Raw genomic sequence first — 21769 nt, 5'->3', positions numbered from 1 at the left:
CCTAGCGCTTCCACTCCACCCAGTCGCGCATCAGGCGATGGGCGATAGCGCCCTTGGGCGGAGAGGTATTGCCGGATACAGAGACGCGATCGAGCATGGCAAGCGTCTCTTCCGGGGTGAACCAGCGGCAATCCTCGAGCTCAGCCTCATCCATATGGATTTCCATCGACTTGGCTTCGGCATAGCAGCCGATCATGAGGGAATGCGGCATCGGCCAGGGCTGCGAGGCGTGATAGCGCACACGGCCGATATGAATACCGGATTCCTCGAGCGTTTCGCGGCGCACCGCATTCTCGATTGTTTCGCCCGGCTCGACGAAACCGGCGAGACAGGAATACATGCCCGGCGCAAAATGATGGCTGCGGCCGAGAAGACAACGATTCCTTTCCTCATCGATGCCAAGCATGATGACCACGGGATCCGTGCGCGGGAATATCACGTGTTCGCAGACCGAGCAGACCCGCTTGTAGCCGCCGATCCTGCTTTCCATGACCGAGCCGCAGCGGCCGCAGAAGCGGTTGTCGCCATTCCAGCGGATAAGGCTCATGCCCTGCGCGGCTTCACCCAGGATTTCGCCTTCCAGCAGAAGATCGCGCCAGAGCGAGCGCATGTCAGCCGGCTTGTATTGGCTGGCAAGCTCGTCGGCATTGACGCGCACGGGCACAGCAAGGCGGGGCTCGCCACTCTTGCGATAACCGAGGAGAACGGCATCGTCCCAATTCGGATCGAGATCCTTCAACTCGTAGCGGGCAAACAGAGGGTCGAGCACCTGGCCATCATGCTTCAGCACCAGCCGGTCCTGGGCGAAGGCCAGGATGTGCGTGCCTTCCTTGGCGAGCGCCTGCTTAATCGATTCCTCGTCGCGATGCTCGGCATCCCGGTTGAGCTGGTTTTCCGCGAAAGCGGTGAGACTGCTGGCTTCCGGATGCGGCGCATCCGAGGAAAAGATGGAATGGCTCATTGTGAAAGCGTTTCCCGCAACTTGGCTATGAGGCTGTTCATGTCTTCGTCCGAATAGGGTTCCGCCTTGCCATAGCCCCAGACGGGACCTGGCCAATTGGCATCACCTTCGAACCGCGCGATGACATGAACATGCAGCTGGCGGACGATATTTCCAAGTGCCCCGACATTGATTTTTGTTGCCCCCGTCACCGTCTTCAGGACGCTCGCGACCTTATCCGTTTCGAAGGTCAGCAAGATCCGGTCGAGGGGCGTCAGCTCGAAAACTTCCGATTTGTCGGGCCGGCGCGGGATCAACACGAGCCACGGCCAGCGGCGATCCTTCATCAGCCTGACGTCGCAAAGGCCAGTTATGGTGACGGAAACGCTGTCATTCGCAAGACGATCGTCGAGCGTAAACTCCTTCAAAGGGGCATCCTCCATTGTTTTATCAAATGTTTAGCAGTTTTTTTTGACCTTGGCTTGCTTTTGATGACGATATTGCCGATATGTGCATCCGGGAGGTTGGTGGTGGACGAGCCACTCGCCAACCGGGTCAGGTCCGGAAGGAAGCAGCCCTAACGAGCCCGGCACGGGTCATTCGTGCCAGCCTCCCACCCTTTCCGAAAGCAAGACCCGGCTTTCCGGGCAACAAGCAGGGCGATGAGCGACACCGAGCGACAAGCAAAAGATGCCGCTTCGACCGGCACCGGTTACCGGGTGCTGGCCCGCAAATACAGACCCAAGGACTTCACGGACCTGATGGTCGGTCAGGAGCCGATGGTTCGAACGCTGACCAACGCGTTCGAGACCGGCCGTATCGCTCAGGCCTATATGCTGACCGGCGTGCGCGGCGTCGGCAAGACGACGACCGCCCGTATCCTTGCCCGCGCCCTCAACTACAAGACCGCCGCGGTCGATCGGCCTACGATCGATCTGCGCGAACCCGGCGACCATTGCCAGGCGATCATGGAAGGCCGGCATGTCGACGTCATCGAGATGGACGCCGCCTCCCATACCGGTATCGACGATATCCGGGAGATCATCGAGCAGGTGCGCTACCGGCCCGTTTCGGCCCGCTACAAGGTCTATATCATCGACGAAGTGCACATGCTGTCGACGGCGGCCTTCAACGGACTCCTGAAGACGCTCGAAGAGCCGCCCGAGCATGTGAAGTTCATCTTCGCCACGACGGAAATCCGTAAAGTTCCGATCACGGTGCTGTCGCGCTGTCAGCGGTTCGATCTGCGCCGCATCAGCGCTTCCGATCTCGTCGGGCTGTTCACCACCATTGCCGGCAAGGAAGGCATCGAGGCCGAGCCGGAAGCACTCGCCATGATCGCCCGCGCCGCCGAAGGCTCGGCGCGCGACGGCCTGTCGCTGCTCGATCAGGCGATCGCCCATGGCAGCGGCTTCGTCGCCGCGGATGCCGTGCGCACAATGCTCGGCCTTGCCGACCGCGCCCGCATCGTCGATCTCTTCGGCCATGTCGTCAAAGGCGATGTCTCGGCAGCCCTTGCCGAATTCAACAGCCAGTACGAGGCGGGCGCCAATCCCGTGGTCGTGCTCACCGACCTTGCCGATTTCACCCATCTCGTGACCCGCCTCAAATATGTGCCCGATGCCGCCGACGATCCGTCGCTCAGCGAAGTCGAGCGCACGAAAGCGGCGGAATTCGCGCGAGGGGTTGCGGTAACCGCACTTTCCCGCATCTGGCAGATGCTTCTCAAGGGCATTGCCGAGACGGAGAATGCCTCGCGCACCGCCGGTGCTGCCGAAATGGTGCTGATCCGGCTTGCGCATGCGGCCCATTTGCCGGCACCGGAAGATGCGGCGCGCAGGCTCGCCGAATTTTCTGATGGCAATGGCGCCGCTCGTCCGTCGCCCTCTTCGAGCGGCGGCAATGGTGGCGGCGCTGTGTCCTATCAGGGCAGCGCCGTGGCCCGCGCGGTCGAAACGCCGGCGCCAAGACCTACGCCTTCCGCGCCGGTCGCCATGCTGCGCTCCGTGCCGAATACGCAGCCGGATTCGCAACCTGTCGGCCGTATCGAGTCGAAGCCCGCCGAAGCGCCGAAGCCGCTCGTGCCTGTCAATTCGATGGCCGATATCGCTGAACTTGCGAGCCAGAAGCGCGATCCGAAGCTGAAGGCGCTGGTGCGCACATTCGTGCGCCCCGTCAAGCTGGAGCCAGGAAGGCTTGATGTCAGCTTAACGCCGGGCGCGCCGGGCACGCTTTTGAACGAGCTTGCCGTCAAGCTAAAGGAATGGACCGGCATCCACTGGATCGTCAGCCTCAGCCGCGAGGAAGGCCAGCCGACGCTCGTCGAAGCAGAAGCGAACGCCCAGAAGCAACGGGTCGCCGATGCGCGGCAGGACCCCGATGTCGCGGCGATCCTGGCGCAATTTCCGGGCGCAAAGATCATCGACGTGCGGGTGCGGGCTCCCGAGACGGACGAAGAGGACGAAGCCGCTGCTCCGCCGGCAATCGCCGAATCCATTGATGGCGATATTCTACCCGGCGACGACATCGAATTCTAAGGCTAGGATGGGTGCAGGCGGAACCGCTTCGGCTTGAAGCGTTTGACGACCATGACGACATATCCTGCCGCTCAAACAGAGACTTGCAGAAGAAGGACCAAAGACGATGCGCGACATCATGGGCATGATGGGCAAAGTGAAGGAAATGCAGGCGAAGATGGAGAAGATGCAGTCGGAGATCGCCGACATTCGCGTCGAAGGCAAGGCCGGCGGCGGCCTCGTCACCGTTACCGTCAACGGCAAGGGTCTGATGCTCGGCCTCAAGATCGACTCCTCGCTCTTCAAGGAAGACGATGTCGAGATCCTCGAAGACCTGATCGTTGCCGCCAATAAGGATGCCCAGGAAAAGGCTGAGGCGATCGCAGCTGAAAAGACGCGCGAACTGACCGCCGGCCTGCCGATCCCACCCGGTTTCAAGTTGCCGTTCTGAGAGGGCACGCTTCCCCATCAGCGTGCGGCCGCCTTGCGAATGAGATCGCGGCCGATCGCCTTTATCGGTTCGTTTCGCAACACCAGCGATGTCGTCACCGCGCCATGGCGGGCGATGGAATCGACGATGGTTTCAAGGTCTGACGGTGTCGGCACAAGAACCTTGAGCAGGAAGCAATCTTCGCCCGTCAGCCTCAACACCTCGATAATTTCGGGCATTTCCGAAAACTGCTTCAGATACGGCCGGATATGCTCGTGTGTCGTGCGCAGGCGGATGACTGCCATCATGCCGAGCCCGACGGCGGCGGGATCGACCACGGCACGGTAGCCGGCAATCACGCCACGCTCCTCCAGCCGCTTCAGCCGCTCCGATGCCGCCGGCTGCGACAGGCCGACACGACGGCCGAGCTCCGATACCGAGATTCGTCCGTCCTGCTGCAGGATTTCGATGATCGACAGATCCGTCGGATCCAGTCCTCTTTCGATAGTGTCCATTGCTCACCTTCAATTCATCGGTTGGGATAAGTTTTATCCGATGGATTGCAATGTCAATCGGTATCCCAGCATGCGAGCTTTTCTCCATGAGAGACCATGGAGAAAGGATAGAGATGAGCGATATCATCACGCTACCGGGGCTTGGCGGCTCAGGCGAAGGTCACTGGCAGACATTGTGGGAACGGGACGATCCAGCTATGCGACGCTTCCAGCCATCAAGCTGGGACAGACCGATACTTTCGGATTGGATTGCCGCGCTCGAACGGGAAATCTCCCTTTCTAGAACGCCGCCGATCCTGATCGCGCACAGCCTTGCCTGCCAGCTGATCGCCCATTGGGCGCCTGTGAAGGAGACGGCGATCCTTGGCGCGTTCCTGGTGGCTGTGCCCGACCCTACTGGCGAAATCTACCTTGCCGAGGCTGGCAGCTTTGCCAATCCGCCACGGCAGCAACTACCCTTTCCGTCTCTGCTGGTAGCCAGCACCGATGATCCGTTCGGCTCCTTCGACCACGCACGCCATAGCGCCGAAAGCTGGGGCAGCACCTTCGTCGATGTCGGGCCACGCGGCCATATCAATGCGGCTTCCGGACTGGGCGACTGGCCGGAAGGCAAGGCAATCTTCGGGCGTTTTCGCGCCGAGCTTGGCTGAACATAAATCCGGCATTTGGAAAAGCCGCGCCGGAATGCTATCTCTGCCCCCTCTTCCAGACGTCGTCTGGCCTGCCTGACCGGAGGGAATGCGATGAGCCTGTCGACGTTGCTTGTTTTTGCCGGTGCCTTGTTCATTGCGGCGGGATCGCCGGGACCGAACATCGCGGCACTCGTGGCGCGCGTGCTGACGAAGGGCGCGCGCAACGTGCTGCCTTTCCTCTCCGGCATGTGGCTCGGAGAAGCGATCTGGCTGACCTGCGCCGTTGCCGGACTTGCGACCATTGCCGAAACCTTCCATCTCGCCTTCGTGGTCATCAAATGGCTTGGCGTTGCCTATCTCCTCTATCTTGCCTGGAAGATGTGGTTTGCCTCCTCCGATACGACGGGAGAGGAGTTGCCGGAGGAGCAATCGGCCATACGACTCTTCCTCGCCGGCTTCACGGTCACCATGGGCAATCCGAAGATCATGGTCTTTTACGTGGCGCTGCTGCCCTCGATCATCGATCTGCATGGCGTGACGGTTTCGGGCTGGGCCGAGCTGGTCGCGACGATGTTTGCGGTGCTCGTCATCATCGATCTCTCCTGGGCGATGCTGGCGGCCAAAGCCAGAACCTTCCTCAAAAGCCGCCGGGCTGTGCGCATCGCCAATCGGGCCAGCGCCGGCACCATGGCAGGCGCGGCCGTCGCGATTGCCATGCGGTGATTTCAGGCCGCTGCGTCGCTTTCGATGAACGCCCGCAGCTTATAATGGATAGGCGCCGCCAGATAACGCGCCCGATCCTCCGGTGACAATCGCCTGCCGAAGGTCGCCATCATTTCCGGCATCGTCACTCTCGCGCCGGCATAAGGCAGATAGGTGACCGGCATGTCAGCGCTCACCGTGCCGCCCGCAAGAACGCGGCAATAGATGCCGGGCCGTCCGGCCCGGATATAGCGCTTGATGAATTGCGGATCGTCCATCTTCGCTGCGAAGGTGGAACAGGGAATACGCGCCGAGGTCACTTCCAAAACAAGATCGCCGGCTATGAATTGATCGCCGACGGCGATCTCGCGATTGTCCAGGCCTTCGATGATGATATTTTCGCCGAAGGCACCCGGCTCCATCGATCGTCCAAGCTCGCTTGCCCACCAGTCCAGCGTCACCGAACCTTCGACATAAACCGCCTGGTCACGGCCGCCGTGATGCTTGCGATTGCAGATAGCATCACCGAGCAGCCCCAGCTCGTCGATCATGACGGCACCGTTGACGGCATGCTTGTTGATGCCGGTCTTCGCTTTCTTGCCCGGCAGCATTTCAGGGGCGCCACGGCAAACGGCCAGAATTTTCATCGGTCAACCGTTCCTTCCGAGATTCCGTTCTTGAAGCTTATGAGCTAAAAGCCTCCCATGGCAAAGCGAGTCACCGGCCCCGAAATCGAAAAACTCATCCAGCTCCTGGCGAAAGTGCCGGGCCTCGGGCCGCGCTCGGCGCGCCGCGCGGCGCTGCATCTCATCAAGAAGAAGGACCAGCTGCTCGGGCCACTGTCCCATGCCATGGGCGATGCCTATGACAAGGTGAAGATCTGCTCGCGCTGCGGCAATGTCGATACCGTCGATCCCTGCACCGTCTGCACCGACGACCGCCGCGACCAGTCCGTTATCATCGTCGTCGAGGATGTCTCCGACCTCTGGGCTCTGGAACGATCAGGCGCGATGAACGCCGCCTATCACGTTCTCGGCGGCGTCCTGTCGCCCCTCGACGGTGTTGGGCCTGACGATCTCAACATTCGCGGATTGATCGCCCGCGTCGGCGAAGGCGGTGTCCGCGAGATCATCATCGCCGTCAATGCGACGGTCGAAGGGCAAACCACAGCACACTATATAACTGACCAGCTGGATGGCCTCGAGGTCAAGATCACCCGCCTTGCCCATGGCGTGCCCGTCGGCGGCGAGCTCGATTACCTTGACGAGGGCACGCTTGCGGCAGCGCTGAGGGCGCGGACGGCGATTTGAGGCGATTATTTTCGCAAAGACATAAGGATTGAGCATGAGGAGAGTGCATACCCCCCTCTGTCAGCTTTCGCTGACATACCTCCCACAAGGGACAGAGGGAGGTATCTTTCGGCATATTCGATACCTGCTCGTCCTCCTCTTCGCCCTCCTTCCCCTCCCCGCTCTCGCCGCTTCCAAAGCCGATGTCGAAGCGCAGTTTCAGGTCTGGATCCAGAAGGATCTCTGGCCGGAAGCGCGAAAGGCCGGCATTTCGGAAAAAACCTTCCAGGCCGCTTTTGCCGGCGTGACGCTGAACTGGGATCTGCCGGATCTCGAGCCGCCGGGCTTCCCGAAACCGAAACAACAAGCGCAGACACAGGCCGAATTTTCCTCTCCCGCCCCCTATTTCAATGAGGGGCGGCTGCAGAAACTGGCCGTAACCGGGCGGGGCCTCGCCTCGCAATATGGGCCGGTGCTGCGGCGGATCGAGAAGTCCTACGGCGTACCGGGACCGATCCTGCTGGCGATCTGGGGCCGAGAGACCGGCTTCGGCATCGCCAAGCTGCCGAATTCCGCCGTTCAGGTGCTGGCAACCAAAGCCTTTATGTCGACGCGCAAGGACATGTTCCGCAACGAGCTGATCGCAGGACTGCGCATCCTCGAACATGGCGACGTTACGCCCGATCAGTTCAAGGGCTCCTGGGCCGGCGCGCTCGGCCAGCCGCAGTTCATGCCGACCAACTATCTGAAATATGCAGTCGATTTCGATGGCGATGGCCACCGCAACATCTGGACTTCGGTGCCGGACACGCTGGCATCCATCGCCAACTATATGGTTCAGAAGGGCTGGCAGCGTGGCCGCGGCTGGGGCTATGAAGTTACCATTCCGCAGAACGTCTCCTGCGCCCAGGAAGGGCCAGACCTAGCCAAGCCGATTTCGCAATGGGCCTCGCTCGGTATTCAGCGGGTTTCCGGCAAGTCATTTCCATCCGACGAAATGCGGGCGACCGGCATGATGCTGGTGCCGGCCGGACGCGACGGGCCGGAATTCATCGTCACGCCGAACTTCTATGTCATCAAGGAATACAACAATTCCGACCTATACGGCCTCTATATCGGCAATCTAGCCGACCGCATCGCCAATGGCAGCGGGGCCTTCCAGGAAAAATGGGGCGATGTCGGCAAGATGCTGCGCTCCGACGTCGCAAACATGCAGAAGGCTCTAGAGCGCAAGGGCTACGATGTCGGCGGTACCGACGGCCTGCCCGGCTACAAAACGCGGCGCTCGATCGGCCAATGGCAGGAGAAAAGCGGCATGAAGCCGACCTGCTATCCCGATAGCTCCATGCTCGGCGTGCTGAAATAGCCGCGGAAAAGGCTTTCGGCGCGAATGCCTTGCAATTTGCCGGAAAGAGGCTTATATCCGCATCAAATTCTTGATCGTGTGATGAAGAGTGGGCCGCAAGGACCCGCTCTTTTTTATTAGCGCGATCTCCCAATGCATGAACAATGCGGAGTGAATGCTTGTCGGACGTGACAAACGCAGACAATACCAATGAACCCAGGCTGATCGTCGAAACCGGCCTTGATCAGCGCGTCGCCGCCATCATCGAGCCCGTCCTTGTGGGCATGGGCTTCCGTCTGGTGCGCGTGCGTCTCCTCAATCTGAACGGCCTGACGCTGCAGGTCATGACCGAGCGCAACGACGGCACCATGACCGTCCAGGACTGCGAAGAGGTCTCCACGGCCATTTCTCCGGTCCTAGATGTGGAAGATCCCATCGATAAGGCGTATCATCTCGAAGTGTCTTCGCCGGGCATCGACCGCCCGATGGTGCGAAAGTCGGATTTCCAGCGCTGGATCGGCCACATCGTCAAGTGCGAAACGTCGATCCTCGTCGATAACCGCAAGCGTTTCCGCGGCAAGATCGTCGCCGTCGATGCCGATGGCTTCACGATCGAACGCGATGAGGCGACCCGCGGCGAGGAACAGAAGGTAACCATTCCGTTCAGCACGCTGGCCGAGGCCAAGCTGATCCTGACGGACGATCTCATCCGCGACGCGCTGCGCGCCGACAAGCTGGCGAAAGCCGAGGCAGCGAACCAGAACGAAGCGGACGACGACGAAGAATAACCGATCAACGAACCGCCTGACGGAACGGGAAACCTGAAGGCAGGAAGACGGAGACTAAGAACAATGGCAGTCAGTGCGAACCGGCTAGAACTTCTGCAGATCGCAGATGCAGTGGCGCGCGAAAAGGTCATCGACCGCGAGATCGTGCTTGCCGCAATGGCGGATGCGATCCAGAAGGCCGCGCGCTCGCGTTACGGCACGGAGTCGAATATCCGCGCCGACATCAACCCGAAGACGGGTGAAATCCGCTTGCAGCGCCTGCTCGAAGTGGTCGAGAAGGCCGAGGACTATTCCACGCAGATCCCGCTGGAACTGGCCCGCGACCGCAATCCGGACGCAGCCCTCGGCGATTTCATCGCCGATCCGCTGCCGCCGATGGATTTCGGCCGCATCGCTGCCCAGTCGGCCAAGCAGGTCATCGTGCAGAAGGTGCGCGAAGCCGAGCGTGACCGCCAGTTCGACGAATTCAAGGATCGTGTCGGCGAAATCGTCAACGGCACCGTCAAGCGCGTCGAATACGGCAACGTCATCGTCGATCTCGGCCGTGGCGAGGGCATCATCCGCCGCGACGAAATGATCCCGCGCGAAAACTTCCGCTACGGCGATCGCGTCCGCGCCTATGTCTACGACGTCCGCCGCGAGCAGCGCGGCCCGCAGATATTCCTGTCGCGCACGCATCCGCAGTTCATGGTCAAGCTCTTTACCATGGAAGTGCCCGAAATCTACGACGGCATCATCCAGGTGAAGTCGGTTGCCCGCGATCCGGGTTCGCGCGCCAAGATCGCCGTCATCTCGAACGACTCGTCGATCGATCCGGTCGGCGCCTGCGTCGGTATGCGCGGTTCGCGCGTTCAGGCCGTCGTCGGTGAGCTGCAGGGTGAAAAGATCGACATCATTCCCTGGTCCAGCGAGCCGGCGAACTTCGTCGTCAACGCGCTGCAGCCGGCCGAAGTCGCCAAGGTCGTTCTCGACGAAGATGCAGAGCGCATCGAAGTCGTGGTGCCGGACGAGCAGCTTTCGCTTGCCATCGGCCGCCGCGGCCAGAACGTCCGCCTCGCATCGCAGCTGACCGGCTGGGATATCGACATCATGACGGAAGCCGAGGAATCGGAACGCCGCCAGAAGGAATTCAACGAGCGTACGAACCTGTTCATGGATGCGCTCGACGTCGACGAAATGGTCGGCCAGGTTCTGGCCTCGGAAGGCTTTGCCGCCGTTGAGGAACTGGCTTACGTAGATCTCGATGAAATCTCCTCGATCGACGGTTTCGACGAAGATACCGCGCAGGAAATCCAGACCCGTGCCCGCGAATATCTCGAGAAGCTCGAAGCCGAGATGGACGAGAAGCGCAAGGCGCTGGGCGTCTCCGACGAACTGCGAGAGATCAACGGCATGACCGCACAGATGATGGTCGCCCTGGGCGAGGACGGCATCAAGACGATCGAGGACTTCGCCGGCTGCGCCGCTGACGACCTCGTCGGCTGGAGCGAACGCAAGAACGGCGAAACGAAGAAGTTCGAAGGCCTGTTCTCCAAGCTTGAAGTCTCGCGCGTCGAAGCTGAACAGATGGTCGTGCAGGCTCGCCTGCTGGCCGGCTGGATCACCGAAGCCGATCTCGCCGCTGAGACCGAAGAGGTCGCGGAGGACGAAACCGAGCAACAAGCATGACGATCACCGAGGGGCCTGGCGCACCGACTGAGGACAATGATCTCGGCGGTAACGACGCAAATGGCCGCATGTGCATCGTAACACGCGAAAGCGGATCACCCGACGAATTGATCCGCTTCGTAGCCGCTCCGGACGGAACTATCGTTCCCGACCTGAAGCGGCAACTGCCGGGACGCGGCTGCTGGGTTAAGATAGACCGGGCACTGGTGGACAAGGCAGTGGCGAAGAAACTGTTTTCCCGCGCTTTGAAGGCGGAAGTGACGGCACCGGCAGATCTCGGTGCCGTCGTCGACCGGCTTCTCTTGGCGCAACTGGCCGGGATGATGCACATGGCTCGCAAGGCGGGCCGGTTCGTCAGCGGTTCATCGAAGGTCGATGGCGCCGTTCGCAACGGCTCGGCAATTGCCGTGTTTCATGCGATCGCCGCCGCCGCCGATGGCGTCCGCAAGATCGACCAGGCACGAAAAGCCTGGCATCTCGGTATGGAAACCGAAAAGGAAATACCTTCCTTCCGTGTCTTTACGGAAGCGGAGATGGAAGAACTGATGGGCCAGAATGCTTTTATCCATGCCGCAGCGCTTGCAGGGCAGGCGGGTGAGGGTGTAGTGAAGCGCGCAAACCTGCTCGAACGGTACCGCAACGGCGGTCAGTCCCGGGCAACGGGCGGCGCTGGCCGGCGAAAACAATGACGCGGTCACCGGCCTTTGCCGGACGCCTCATTAAGGTACATGCATTGAACGACAGGGTCTGACGGACGTTTCCGTGCCCTGTCCGAAGGAACAGGAACGGAATGACCGACAATCAAGACGACAAGACGCTGAATGTTTCAGGTAAGAAGACTCTCACCCTGAAGCCATCAGGCGTAAACCAGGGCACCGTGCGCCAGGACATGGGCCGCGGTCGCACCAAGGCGGTCGTGGTTGAGACCCGTAAGCGCCGCCCGCTACGTCCTGAAGACGAAAAGCCAATCACGCCGGTAACGACCGCCGCGCCCTCGGTGACGCGCGTCGCCGAACCGACGCCGCAGCCGCCGCGCCCGCCGCAGCCGGCTCCGCGCATTCATCAACCTGGTGGCCAGCAACAGCGGCCGGGGCAGCCCAACCAGGGTAGTCAGCAGCGCCCGCAGCAGGAGCGTTCGTCGCGACCGGTGGTCTTGAACCATCTGTCGGCCGGCGAAATGGATGCTCGCCGCCGTGCGCTCGCCGAAGCCCAGGTTCGCGACGCTGCCGATGCCGTGCGCCGTGCCGAAGAAGAAGCACGCCGCGCTCAGGAAGAAGAGGCACGCCGCATCGCCGAACAGGCCGAAGCTGCACGCCGCGCCGCAGAAGAGGCCGCACGCGCCGCCGAAGCCAAGGTCGAGACACCCGCACCGGTGGAAGCGCCGAAGCCGGCAGTCCAGACGCCTGCAGCTCCCGTCGTTGCACGTCGTCCGGATGCGGCTCCTCAGCCGGCACGCCCTGGCGCTCCTGCCGGCGAGGCACCGGCCAACCGCCGTCGCGTCAATGAAGAAGAGAGCGATCGCGGCCCGCCCCGAGGCGCTCCGGCACGCGGCAAAATCGTACGCCCGGAACCGGCAAAGCCTGTTACCACGCGTCCGAAGACCGAGGACGAGCGGCGCCGCGGCAAGCTGACGGTTACCACGGCCAATGTCGACGAAGACGGCAATGCCCGCGGCCGTTCACTTTCGGCCATGCGCCGCCGCCAGGAAAAGTTCCGGCGCAGCCAGATGCAGGAAACGCGCGAGAAGATCTCGCGTGAAGTCGTGCTGCCCGAGACCATCACCATTCAGGAACTGTCGCAGCGCATGTCCGAACGCGCCGTCGACGTCATCAAGTACCTGATGAAGGAAGGTCAGATGATGAAGCCGGGCGACGTCATCGACGCCGATCTGGCCGAACTCATCGCCGGCGAATTCGGCCACACGGTCAAGCGCGTTTCGGAATCCGACGTCGAACAGGGCATCTTCAACGTTGCCGACGAGGAAGGCGAACTGGTTTCCCGTCCGCCCGTCGTCACGATCATGGGCCACGTCGACCACGGCAAGACCTCGCTGCTTGACGCCATCCGTCATGCGAACGTGGTCGCCGGCGAAGCCGGTGGCATCACCCAGCATATCGGTGCCTATCAAGTCGAGCAGAACGGTCAGAAGATCACCTTCATCGACACCCCCGGCCACGCCGCCTTCACGGCGATGCGTGCTCGCGGCGCCCAGGCAACCGATATCGCGATCCTGGTCGTCGCAGCCGACGACAGCGTGATGCCGCAGACGATCGAATCGATCAACCACGCCAAGGCGGCGGGTGTTCCGATCATCGTGGCGATCAACAAGATCGACAAGCACGAAGCCAACCCGCAGAAGGTCCGCACGGAACTGCTGCAGCACGAAGTCTTCGTCGAATCGATGGGCGGTGAAGTGCTCGACGTGGAAGTCTCCGCGAAGAACCGAACCAACCTCGACAAGCTGCTCGAAGCCATCCTGCTGCAGGCGGAAATCCTTGATCTCAAGGCCAATCCGAACCGCACGGCCGAAGGCACCGTCATCGAAGCCCAGCTCGACCGCGGCCGCGGCTCCGTCGCCACCGTGCTCGTGCAGAAGGGTACGTTGCGTCCCGGCCAGATCGTCGTTGCCGGCGATCAGTGGGGCCGCGTTCGTGCGCTCGTCAACGACAAGGGTGAGCATGTGAAGGAAGCTGGCCCGGCCATGCCGGTCGAACTGCTCGGCCTTTCCGGCGCACCGCAAGCCGGCGACAAGTTCGCCGTCGTCGAAAGCGAAAGCCGCGCCCGCGAGATCTCGGAATATCGCCAGCGCCTCACCCGCGACAAGGCGGCTGCCCGCCTGTCCGGCCAGCGCGGTTCGCTCGAGCAGATGATGACCCAGCTTCAGACGGTCGGCGTGAAGGAATTCCCGCTGGTCATCAAGGGCGACGTGCAGGGCTCGATCGAAGCCATTGCCGGCGCTCTCGACAAGCTCGGCACCGACGAAGTTCGTGCCCGCATCGTCCATTCAGGCGCAGGCGGCATCACCGAGTCGGACGTCTCGCTGGCGGAAGCCTCCAATGCAGCGATCATCGGCTTCAACGTCCGCGCCAACGCGCAGGCACGTCAGTTCGCCGAGCGTCAGGGCATCGAAATCCGCTACTACAACATCATCTACGACCTGGTGGATGACGTGAAGGCGGCGATGTCGGGCCTGCTCTCTCCGGAGCGCCGCGAAACCTTCCTCGGCAATGCCGAAATCCTCGAGGTGTTCAACATCACGAAGGTCGGCAAGGTCGCAGGTTGCCGCGTCACCGAAGGCAAGGTCGAGCGTGGCGTCGGCGTCCGCCTGGTGCGCGACAACGTCGTCATCCACGAAGGCAAGCTCAAGACCCTCAAGCGCTTCAAGGACGAAGTGTCTGAGGTCAATGTCGGCCAGGAATGCGGCATGGCCTTCGAGAACTACGAAGACATCCGCGCCGGAGACACGATCGAGTGCTTCCGCGTCGAGCATATCACCCGTACGCTGTAAGCAATCCTCGATTTGCGAGATATCAAAACCGCCGGCCAAAACCGGCGGTTTTTTCTTGCCCGTTACGAACAACAGGGAGCCAGTCCGAATCCTTCGTCACCTATATCCCGGCACCTGCCTTTGCCAACCGGGGCGCTCAGGATGCCGCATTCTCAAGGATTCTCGGCTTCTGGCGGGCCGCAAAACCTGTCCAGCCTTGACCTTTGCGCCGGATCGAGTCATTTGACCCCCTTTATCGCGTCCAATGGGACGCTGCTAACGGAACAACCATGACCAAACCAACTTCCTCCGCGCCTTCGCAGCGCATGCTTCGCGTCGGCGAGCAGGTGCGCTCAGCGATCACGCAGGTTCTGCAGCGCGGCGAAGTGCGCGACGACCTGATCGAGCGCACCGTGATCTCCATTTCCGAAGTGCGCATGTCGCCCGATCTGAAGATCGCGACGGCCTTCGTGACGCCGCTCGGCGTTTCCGACCACGGCGCCGTCATCGAAGCGCTGAACCGCCATGCGAAATACATCCGCGGCCGCCTCGGCCCGCAGCTTCGCCAGATGAAGTACATGCCGGAAGTTCGCTTCCGCGACGATACGAGCTTCGACAATTACAAGAAGATCGACGCGCTTCTGCGCTCGCCCGAGGTCAGCCGCGATCTCGACGACGACAACGACCAAGATCAATAAAGAGACAGAGAATGTCCAAGCCACGCAAGCCCAAGGGCCGTCCGATTTCGGGCTGGCTCATCCTCGACAAGCCGATTGATTTCGGCTCGACCGAAGCCGTTTCCAAGATCAAGTGGCTGTTCAAGGCCCAGAAGGCCGGCCATGCCGGCACGCTCGATCCGCTCGCCTCCGGCATGTTGCCGATCGCGCTCGGCGACGCCACGAAGACGGTTCCCTACGTCATGGATGGCCGCAAGATCTATGAATTCACCGTGACCTGGGGCGAGGAACGCGCTTCCGACGACCTGGAGGGCGCTGTAACCGCCACCTCCGACAAGCGTCCGAGCGAAGAGGATATTCGCGCGCTGCTGCCGAAGTATACCGGCGTCATCAACCAGATTCCGCCGCAGTTCTCCGCCATCAAAATATCAGGCGAGCGCGCCTATGACCTCGCCCGCGAAGGCGAGACGGTCGAGATCCCCTCACGCGAAGTCGAGATTTTCCGCCTGACGCTGCTCGCCTGCCCGGATGCCAACACGGCCCATTTCGAAGTCGAATGCGGCAAGGGCACCTATGTGCGCGCGCTCGCCCGCGATTTCGGCCGCGACCTCGGCTGCTACGGTCATATTTCCGGCCTGCGCCGCAGCTTCGTCGCGCCCTTTGCCGAGGAGGCGATGGTGCCGCTTGCCGATCTCGTAGCGCTGGAGGAGATCGAAGATGCGGACGAGCGACTGGCAGCCCTCGATGCGCTGCTGATCGATACAGCGGAAGCTCTTTCTTCGCTGCCGCATCTCGTCATCAGCGACGACCAGGCGCATCGCCTGAAGATGGGCAACCCGATCCTGGTGCGCGGCCGCGATGCACCGGTTGCCGAGACCGAGGCCTATGCCACGTCCCGCGGCAAGCTGATCGCCATCGGCGAGATCGGCCAGGGCGAATTCCGCCCCAAGCGCGTGTTCGGCTGACCTCAATCAACCGGAAATAGCGGCTATTGCGAGTAATGGCGATGCGATATGTTCCCCGACGGGCCATCATGGCCCGTCCAAAGGGGGCAAATATGCGCAGAGTTACATTCGGAATACTTGCATTCCTTTCCCTGTTTCTGACGGTGACAAACGCCCAATCCGCCGAGCGGTGGGCCGGGCTACCGCCATTTCCGCCAATGCCGCAGCCGAAAACGAGCGGCATGGCCGATGTCGACGACATCAAGATGTATTATGCCGAATATGGCGCGGGCGACCCGATCCTCTTCATCCATGGCGGCCTCGGGAATGCCGACGTCTGGGGCGCTCAGGTCGCCGATTTCGCGAGAGATCACCTCGTCATCGTCGCCGACAGCCGCGGGCATGGCCGCTCGACGCGCAGCGAAAAACCTTTTGGCTACGATCTGATGACTTCGGATTATGTCGCGCTGCTCGACTATCTGAAGGTCGGCAAGGTGACGTTGGTCGGATGGTCTGACGGCGGCATCATCGGCATCGACATGGCGATGAAACATCCCGAAAAGCTGACGCGCGTGATCGCGCAAGCCGCCAATGTTACGACCGACGGCGTGAAGCCCGACGTCATGAGCAACAAGACTTTCAACGATTACATCAACGTCGCCGGCGAATATTACAAAAAACTATCGCCAACCCCGAACGAATATGAGGCTTTCGTCAACCAGATCTCGCAGATGTGGGCGACGCAGCCGGCATGGACCGCAGCCGACCTTGGAAAGATCACGGTGCCGGTGACGCTTGCCATAGGCGACCATGACGAAGCGGTGAAGCTTGACCATACCGAGATGATGGCGAAGGAGATCCCGGGCGCGAAGCTTGTCATTCTGAAGGATGCCAGCCATTTCGCCATGCTGCAGGATCCGGAAGGCTACAATGCCATGATCCGGGACGCCATGGCGGGACGCTGAAAGGCGCTCAGGGAGAACCCTCTTTCAATTGGCGCTCAATTGGTTTATAGGCAGCGCCAGCATCAGGCATGCCTGATTGCATTCGCGGCCAATGCTGGACGACATCCCGGCGTTTGGCGACTTCAATCTCCTCTCATAGAAAGGACCATCCGATGTCGATCACTGCTGAGCGCAAGGCTGCGCTGATCAAGGAATACGCTACCGTCGAAGGCGACACCGGTTCTCCGGAAGTCCAGGTTGCGATCCTGACCGAGCGCATCAACAACCTCACGGAACACTTCAAGGACCACAAGAAGGACAACCACTCCCGTCGTGGCCTCCTGACGATGGTTTCCAGCCGCGCTCGCTTCTTGACTACCTCAAGAAGAAGGACGAAGGCCGTTATACCAAGCTGATCACCAGCCTCGGTATCCGCCGCTAACGGAATTTCCGGCGGGCGTTCACCTGAACGTCCGCCGGATGCTTATGAAGGGTATGAACCCTTGAGACCAGTTTCCCTCGCGCCTTATGCCGGTGCGACGCGAAACTGTCGGCAGGCCGGATGGGCCGGTGCTGCCAACAACAACCGTTGACCTGTCATGGGGCAGGATTGCCGGATGCTTTCAGCCGAAGCCTAGCGCTTCGGCCTGATTTCGAAAGCCTCTCGTTGTCTTGCCCGTGATGCGTCACACTTCGTGCGGTCGAAGATGTGCCCTGCCGAATTCGTCGGCGACGGCGCCTTTTCCCGCATCATGCAAGGACAAGATATGTTCGATATCCATACCGTCGAAATCGAGTGGGCAGGCCGCCCGCTGAAGCTCGAAACCGGCAAGATCGCCCGTCAGGCTGACGGCGCCGTTGTCGCCACCTACGGCGAGACCGTGGTGCTTGCGACCGTCGTTTCCGCCAAGGCGCCGAAGCCGGGCCAGGACTTCTTCCCGCTCACCGTCAACTACCAGGAAAAGACCTACGCAGCCGGCAAGATCCCCGGCGGCTACTTCAAGCGCGAGGGTCGCCCGAGCGAAAACGAAACGCTCGTTTCGCGCCTGATCGACCGCCCGATCCGCCCGCTCTTCCCGGAAGGCTACAAGAACGACACCCAGGTCGTCGTCACGGTCATCCAGCATGACCTCGAAAACAATCCGGACATCCTGTCCATGGTTGCAACCTCGGCTGCCCTGACGCTCTCGGGCGTTCCCTTCATGGGCCCGGTCGGCGGCGCTCGCGTCGGCTATATCAACGGCGAATACGTGCTCAACCCGCATCTCGACGAGATGGACGAATCGAGCCTCGACCTCGTCGTCGCCGGGACGCAGGACGCCGTTCTAATGGTTGAATCCGAAGCCAAGGAACTGCCCGAGGACGTCATGCTCGGCGCCGTCATGTTCGGTCATCGCGGCTTCCAGCCCGTCATCGACGCGATCATCAAGCTCGCCGAAGTCGCCGCCAAGGAACCGCGCGACTTCCAGCCGGAAGATTATTCCGAGCTCGAGAAGGAAATGCTCGGCCTCGCCGAAGCCGAACTGCGCGACGCCTACAAGATCACGCAGAAGGCTGATCGCTACGCTGCCGTCGACGCCGTCAAGGCGAAGGTGAAGGCACACTTCCTGCCGGAAGAAGGCGAAGCCAAGTACACGGCCGAAGAAGTCGGCGCCATCTTCAAACACCTGCAGGCGAAGATCGTTCGCTGGAACATCCTCGACACGTCGAGCCGCATCGACGGTCGCGACCTGTCGACCGTTCGCCCGATCGTTTCGGAAGTCGGCCTGTTGCCGCGCACGCATGGTTCTGCGCTGTTTACCCGCGGTGAAACACAGGCAATCGTCGTCGCCACGCTCGGCACCGGCGAAGACGAACAGTATGTCGACAGCCTGACCGGCATGTACAAGGAGCGCTTCCTGCTCCATTACAACTTCCCTCCCTACTCGGTTGGCGAAACCGGCCGCATGGGTTCCCCGGGTCGTCGTGAAATCGGTCACGGCAAGCTCGCATGGCGCGCTATCCGCCCGATGCTGCCGTCGGCGGAACAGTTCCCCTACACGCTGCGCGTCGTTTCCGAGATCACCGAGTCCAACGGCTCGTCCTCGATGGCAACGGTTTGCGGCACCTCGCTCGCCCTCATGGACGCCGGCGTGCCGCTGGCGAAGCCCGTTGCCGGCATCGCCATGGGTCTGATCCTGGAAGGCGATCGCTTCGCCGTTCTCTCCGACATTCTCGGTGACGAAGACCACCTCGGCGACATGGACTTCAAGGTTGCCGGCACTGCCGACGGCATCACCTCGCTGCAGATGGACATCAAGATCGCCGGCATCACCGAAGAGATCATGAAGGTCGCTCTCGGCCAGGCACAGGGCGGTCGTGCCCACATCCTAGGCGAAATGTCCAAGGCCATCACCGAAAGCCGTGGCCAGCTCGGCGAATTCGCACCGCGCATCGAAGTCATGAACATCCCGGTCGACAAGATCCGTGAAGTCATCGGCTCCGGCGGCAAGGTCATCCGCGAAATCGTCGAAAAGACCGGCGCGAAGATCAACATCGAGGACGACGGCACCGTCAAGATCGCCTCGTCCTCCGGCAAGGAAATCGAAGCGGCCCGCAAATGGATCCACTCGATCGTCGCAGAGCCGGAAGTCGGCCAGATCTACGAAGGTACTGTTGTCAAGACCGCCGACTTCGGCGCCTTCGTCAACTTCTTCGGCGCCCGCGACGGCCTCGTCCACATCTCGCAGCTCGCTTCCGAGCGCGTTGCCAAGACGCAGGATGTCGTCAAGGAAGGCGACAAGGTCTGGGTCAAGCTGCTCGGCTTCGATGAGCGCGGCAAGGTTCGCCTGTCCATGAAGGTCGTCGATCAGGCCACCGGCCAGGAAATCGCTGCCGACAAGAAGAAGGACGACGCAGCCGAATAAGCTGCGCCTTCATCCAAGTTCCGGGGCGCGGGATCTCTTCCGCGCCCTTTTTATATTGAATGCCCGTTGGTTTGGCTGGATCGTGGAAGCTGCGTGCCTGGCCCCTCACCCTAGCCCTCTCCCCGCACATGCGGGGCGAGGGGACATGACTGTGCTCGACAACGGCCTATACACACCAAGGGGCATGTTTTCCGGCTCTGTCGTCCCCTCTCCCCGTCCCAACGGGAAGAGGGCTAGGGTGAGGGGTAAGCACGAGATACGATAAGGCCACAGATATCTGACGGTTCAAGTCCACCTTTCAAGACGAGACCATGCCCATGAGCCGCGATGCCCTGAAGACCCTGTTCCATCCCTTTGCCTCCGGCACTGTCGACGCACCCGGCGAAGGCGAGCGGATCCTGTTTCTCGGCGCGGAGGCAGGCTTTGCGCTGCCGGAGGGCTTCGCCGCCGAGCTTTCCGCCGTCCAGGGCTTCCGCCCCTTCTATCGCCAGCTGCAGGCGCAGCGCATCAACGTGACGCCGGAGATCGAGGGTGAAGGCTACGACGGCGCGCTGGTGCTCTGCGGCAAGCACAAGGGCGAGAATGAGGATCACATCGCCGAAGCGCTGACGCGCGTAAAGGGAGGCGGCCTCATCGTCGTTGCAGGCGGCAAGGAAGATGGCATCCAACCACTGCGCAAGCGCATCGAGGCCTTCGGTCTCGAAATCGAGCACATGCCGAAGTATCACGGCGTCGCCTTCTGGTTTGCGCGGCCTGCCGATATCAAGCTGTTGACGGCGCAGCTCGCGAAGCCGGCAACGCGCGTCGACGACAGCTTCACCACGGCGCCCGGCATGTTTTCCCATGACCGTATCGATGCCGGCTCCGAACTGCTCGCCTCGCGCCTGCCAACCGATTTTGCCGGCGATGCCGCCGATTTCGGCGCCGGCTGGGGCTATCTTTCCGTCGAACTGGCAATCAAGTCGCCGAGAATCGAGCGCATCGACCTCTACGAGGCCCATTACGGCTCTCTGGAGGCCGCACGCGCCAATCTGCTGTCGCACTGCCCGAAAGTCGCCCAGCGCTTCTTCTGGCACGATCTGGCGAGCGAGCCGGTCAAGGACAAATACGACCTGATCATCATGAACCCGCCCTTCCATGAGGGCCATGCCGCCGAGCCTTCGCTAGGCCAGGCGATGATCAAGACGGCCGCTTCAGCGCTGCGAAGCGGCGGGCGGCTGATGCTTGTCGCCAATCGCGGCCTGCCCTACGAGCCGGTACTGGCCGAGAATTTCAAGGAATTCGGCGAGACCTGCCGCAATGCCCGCTACAAGGTGCTCTGGGCGAAGAAGTAAGGAAGGATGGCGGTCAGATGGCCGCCATTTTTTGAGCAGGCTCAGGAGGTTCGTTTCAGCACTCTTGCGGCCCACTCGCAGTCGAGCACGGCGTAGACGCATTCATCGCCCCAGACACCATTGAAGCGATCGTTTTCGATCAAAAGCGCCTCGCGACGCAGGCCAAGCCGTTCGACGACACCGACTGAGCCGGTATTTTTCGCATCCAGCCGTGCAAAGATCCGGTGAAAGCCGAATTTTTCGAAGCCGAGGGTAATCATGGCTTCCGCCGCCTCGGTAGCATAGCCCTTCTTGGCATAGGCCGGGTTGGAGGTATAGCCGAGCTCCGCTTGAAGTGCGGCCTTATTTGCAAATGTCAGGCTAACGTCACCTACCAAAGCCCCATCCTCCCGCCGAATGGCAGCGCACAGCAGCGTATCCCCATCTTCGGAGAAAGCGGAATTCAAACGAGCATCGAAACGCTCTCGCAACACCTCCGGCGAAGGTGGATCGCGATACAGGAAACGATAGATCTCCGGCAGGGAGCGATAGGCGCTGTAGGCGACAAAATCCTCAGGCACGAAGCGGCGGAGGACGAGGCGATCAGTCGATGCCAAAAGTTCTGCGTCGTTTGACGTCATCGGGAATCCTCTGGAAGGATATCCGGAAATTC

General features: G+C 61.4%; 20 protein-coding genes, 1 other RNA gene and 1 pseudogene. 17 read left to right on the top strand and 5 right to left on the bottom strand.

The annotated features are described in order from the left end of the window. Window position 1 precedes the first annotated feature (1 nt). On the bottom strand, window positions 2-961 hold the full coding sequence (nudC, locus tag ACK83U_RS17275; protein ID WP_112609821.1) for an NAD(+) diphosphatase: 960 nt from the start codon (window positions 959-961) through the stop codon (window positions 2-4). Then, entirely contained in the window at window positions 958-1368 is a 411-nt protein-coding gene (locus ACK83U_RS17270) for an HIT family protein (protein WP_081598397.1), read from the bottom strand. Before ACK83U_RS17270 ends, nudC begins: the two co-directional genes overlap by 4 nt. Window positions 1369-1459: 91 nt before the next feature. Between ACK83U_RS17270 and ffs the strand changes: the two genes are divergently transcribed. The 3 genes from ffs to ACK83U_RS17255 all read left to right on the top strand — a co-directional run bounded on the left by ffs (window position 1460) and on the right by ACK83U_RS17255 (window position 3907). After that, an RNA gene (ffs, locus tag ACK83U_RS17265) (signal recognition particle sRNA small type) lies at window positions 1460-1557 on the top strand. A gap of 45 nt (window positions 1558-1602) precedes the next feature. Next, entirely contained in the window at window positions 1603-3477 is a 1875-nt protein-coding gene (locus tag ACK83U_RS17260; RefSeq protein WP_112609819.1) for a DNA polymerase III subunit gamma/tau, read from the top strand. 106 nt (window positions 3478-3583) lie between these two features. After that, window positions 3584-3907, top strand: a complete 324-nt coding sequence (locus ACK83U_RS17255) for a YbaB/EbfC family nucleoid-associated protein (protein WP_112609817.1) — start codon at window positions 3584-3586, stop codon at window positions 3905-3907. A gap of 17 nt (window positions 3908-3924) precedes the next feature. Here the strand turns inward: ACK83U_RS17255 and ACK83U_RS17250 are convergent, their stop codons facing one another. Beyond that, on the bottom strand, window positions 3925-4401 hold the full coding sequence (locus ACK83U_RS17250; protein ID WP_112609815.1) for an Lrp/AsnC family transcriptional regulator: 477 nt from the start codon (window positions 4399-4401) through the stop codon (window positions 3925-3927). 113 nt (window positions 4402-4514) lie between these two features. Here ACK83U_RS17250 and ACK83U_RS17245 point away from each other — a divergent pair, with 113 nt between their 5' ends. After that, complete coding sequence (locus ACK83U_RS17245) at window positions 4515-5051, top strand: RBBP9/YdeN family alpha/beta hydrolase (protein ID WP_112609813.1); 537 nt, start codon at window positions 4515-4517, stop codon at window positions 5049-5051. A gap of 93 nt (window positions 5052-5144) precedes the next feature. Beyond that, entirely contained in the window at window positions 5145-5756 is a 612-nt protein-coding gene (locus tag ACK83U_RS17240; RefSeq protein ID WP_112609811.1) for a LysE family translocator, read from the top strand. 2 nt (window positions 5757-5758) lie between these two features. On the opposite strand, the gene ACK83U_RS17235 is transcribed toward ACK83U_RS17240, so the two are convergent. Then, window positions 5759-6382: an MOSC domain-containing protein gene (locus tag ACK83U_RS17235; protein WP_112609809.1), complete on the bottom strand. Its 624-nt coding sequence runs from the start codon at window positions 6380-6382 to the stop codon at window positions 5759-5761. A gap of 57 nt (window positions 6383-6439) precedes the next feature. Here ACK83U_RS17235 and recR point away from each other — a divergent pair, with 57 nt between their 5' ends. The 12 genes and pseudogenes from recR (at window position 6440) to ACK83U_RS17175 (ending at window position 21117) form a co-directional block, all read left to right on the top strand. After that, a complete protein-coding gene (gene recR / locus ACK83U_RS17230; RefSeq protein ID WP_112338892.1) occupies window positions 6440-7045 on the top strand; it encodes a recombination mediator RecR in 606 nt (201 codons plus the stop codon). A gap of 34 nt (window positions 7046-7079) precedes the next feature. Continuing rightward, complete coding sequence (locus tag ACK83U_RS17225; protein ID WP_112609807.1) at window positions 7080-8390, top strand: lytic murein transglycosylase; 1311 nt, start codon at window positions 7080-7082, stop codon at window positions 8388-8390. A 158-nt stretch (window positions 8391-8548) separates the two neighbouring features. Continuing rightward, window positions 8549-9157, top strand: a complete 609-nt coding sequence (gene rimP, locus ACK83U_RS17220) for a ribosome maturation factor RimP (protein ID WP_112609805.1) — start codon at window positions 8549-8551, stop codon at window positions 9155-9157. 63 nt (window positions 9158-9220) lie between these two features. Then, entirely contained in the window at window positions 9221-10825 is a 1605-nt protein-coding gene (gene nusA, locus ACK83U_RS17215) for a transcription termination factor NusA (RefSeq protein WP_015338278.1), read from the top strand. Beyond that, window positions 10822-11514: an RNA-binding protein gene (locus tag ACK83U_RS17210; RefSeq protein WP_112609803.1), complete on the top strand. Its 693-nt coding sequence runs from the start codon at window positions 10822-10824 to the stop codon at window positions 11512-11514. The genes nusA and ACK83U_RS17210 overlap by 4 nt, the downstream gene beginning before the upstream one ends. 101 nt (window positions 11515-11615) lie before the next feature. Further along, a complete protein-coding gene (infB, locus tag ACK83U_RS17205; protein WP_112338888.1) occupies window positions 11616-14333 on the top strand; it encodes a translation initiation factor IF-2 in 2718 nt (905 codons plus the stop codon). A 269-nt stretch (window positions 14334-14602) separates the two neighbouring features. Continuing rightward, the gene (gene rbfA / locus ACK83U_RS17200; RefSeq protein WP_112338886.1) at window positions 14603-15010 is read left to right on the top strand and encodes a 30S ribosome-binding factor RbfA; all 408 of its coding nucleotides are present in this window, start codon (window positions 14603-14605) and stop codon (window positions 15008-15010) included. A gap of 11 nt (window positions 15011-15021) precedes the next feature. After that, window positions 15022-15954, top strand: coding sequence for a tRNA pseudouridine(55) synthase TruB (truB, locus tag ACK83U_RS17195; RefSeq protein ID WP_112412262.1), 933 nt, complete (start codon window positions 15022-15024; stop codon window positions 15952-15954). 92 nt (window positions 15955-16046) lie between these two features. Then, complete coding sequence (locus tag ACK83U_RS17190) at window positions 16047-16898, top strand: alpha/beta fold hydrolase (RefSeq protein ID WP_112609865.1); 852 nt, start codon at window positions 16047-16049, stop codon at window positions 16896-16898. Window positions 16899-17050: 152 nt separating this feature from the next. Then, window positions 17051-17319, top strand: a pseudogene (gene rpsO / locus ACK83U_RS17185) (30S ribosomal protein S15). Between the two features lie 325 nt (window positions 17320-17644). Continuing rightward, window positions 17645-19783: a polyribonucleotide nucleotidyltransferase gene (pnp, locus tag ACK83U_RS17180; RefSeq protein ID WP_112398691.1), complete on the top strand. Its 2139-nt coding sequence runs from the start codon at window positions 17645-17647 to the stop codon at window positions 19781-19783. Between the two features lie 317 nt (window positions 19784-20100). Then, the gene (locus ACK83U_RS17175) at window positions 20101-21117 is read left to right on the top strand and encodes a class I SAM-dependent methyltransferase (RefSeq protein WP_112609801.1); all 1017 of its coding nucleotides are present in this window, start codon (window positions 20101-20103) and stop codon (window positions 21115-21117) included. 41 nt (window positions 21118-21158) lie between these two features. Here ACK83U_RS17175 and ACK83U_RS17170 read toward each other — a convergent pair whose 3' ends face one another. Next, window positions 21159-21737: a GNAT family N-acetyltransferase gene (locus ACK83U_RS17170; RefSeq protein ID WP_112609799.1), complete on the bottom strand. Its 579-nt coding sequence runs from the start codon at window positions 21735-21737 to the stop codon at window positions 21159-21161. Between the last annotated feature and the right edge of the window lie 32 nt (window positions 21738-21769).

It is taken from the genome of Rhizobium sp. WW22 (assembly GCF_047041135.1).
Classification (GTDB): domain Bacteria; phylum Pseudomonadota; class Alphaproteobacteria; order Rhizobiales; family Rhizobiaceae; genus Rhizobium.
This window is presented reverse-complemented; position numbering and strand designations above follow the sequence as displayed.

Coding starts and splice junctions, on each gene's coding strand:
- ACK83U_RS17225 (WP_112609807.1), top strand. CDS start 7,080: ATGAGGAGAGTGCATACCCCCCTCTGTCAGCTTTCGCTGACATACCTC.
- ACK83U_RS17210 (WP_112609803.1), top strand. CDS start 10,822: ATGACGATCACCGAGGGGCCTGGCGCACCGACTGAGGACAATGATCTC.
- ACK83U_RS17245 (WP_112609813.1), top strand. CDS start 4,515: ATGAGCGATATCATCACGCTACCGGGGCTTGGCGGCTCAGGCGAAGGT.
- ACK83U_RS17240 (WP_112609811.1), top strand. CDS start 5,145: ATGAGCCTGTCGACGTTGCTTGTTTTTGCCGGTGCCTTGTTCATTGCG.
- recR (WP_112338892.1), top strand. CDS start 6,440: ATGGCAAAGCGAGTCACCGGCCCCGAAATCGAAAAACTCATCCAGCTC.
- ACK83U_RS17260 (WP_112609819.1), top strand. CDS start 1,603: ATGAGCGACACCGAGCGACAAGCAAAAGATGCCGCTTCGACCGGCACC.
- ACK83U_RS17190 (WP_112609865.1), top strand. CDS start 16,047: ATGCGCAGAGTTACATTCGGAATACTTGCATTCCTTTCCCTGTTTCTG.
- ACK83U_RS17250 (WP_112609815.1), bottom strand. CDS start 4,401: ATGGACACTATCGAAAGAGGACTGGATCCGACGGATCTGTCGATCATC.
- pnp (WP_112398691.1), top strand. CDS start 17,645: ATGTTCGATATCCATACCGTCGAAATCGAGTGGGCAGGCCGCCCGCTG.
- ACK83U_RS17255 (WP_112609817.1), top strand. CDS start 3,584: ATGCGCGACATCATGGGCATGATGGGCAAAGTGAAGGAAATGCAGGCG.
- ACK83U_RS17175 (WP_112609801.1), top strand. CDS start 20,101: ATGAGCCGCGATGCCCTGAAGACCCTGTTCCATCCCTTTGCCTCCGGC.
- nusA (WP_015338278.1), top strand. CDS start 9,221: ATGGCAGTCAGTGCGAACCGGCTAGAACTTCTGCAGATCGCAGATGCA.
- ACK83U_RS17235 (WP_112609809.1), bottom strand. CDS start 6,382: ATGAAAATTCTGGCCGTTTGCCGTGGCGCCCCTGAAATGCTGCCGGGC.
- nudC (WP_112609821.1), bottom strand. CDS start 961: ATGAGCCATTCCATCTTTTCCTCGGATGCGCCGCATCCGGAAGCCAGC.
- truB (WP_112412262.1), top strand. CDS start 15,022: ATGTCCAAGCCACGCAAGCCCAAGGGCCGTCCGATTTCGGGCTGGCTC.
- rbfA (WP_112338886.1), top strand. CDS start 14,603: ATGACCAAACCAACTTCCTCCGCGCCTTCGCAGCGCATGCTTCGCGTC.
- infB (WP_112338888.1), top strand. CDS start 11,616: ATGACCGACAATCAAGACGACAAGACGCTGAATGTTTCAGGTAAGAAG.
- ACK83U_RS17170 (WP_112609799.1), bottom strand. CDS start 21,737: ATGACGTCAAACGACGCAGAACTTTTGGCATCGACTGATCGCCTCGTC.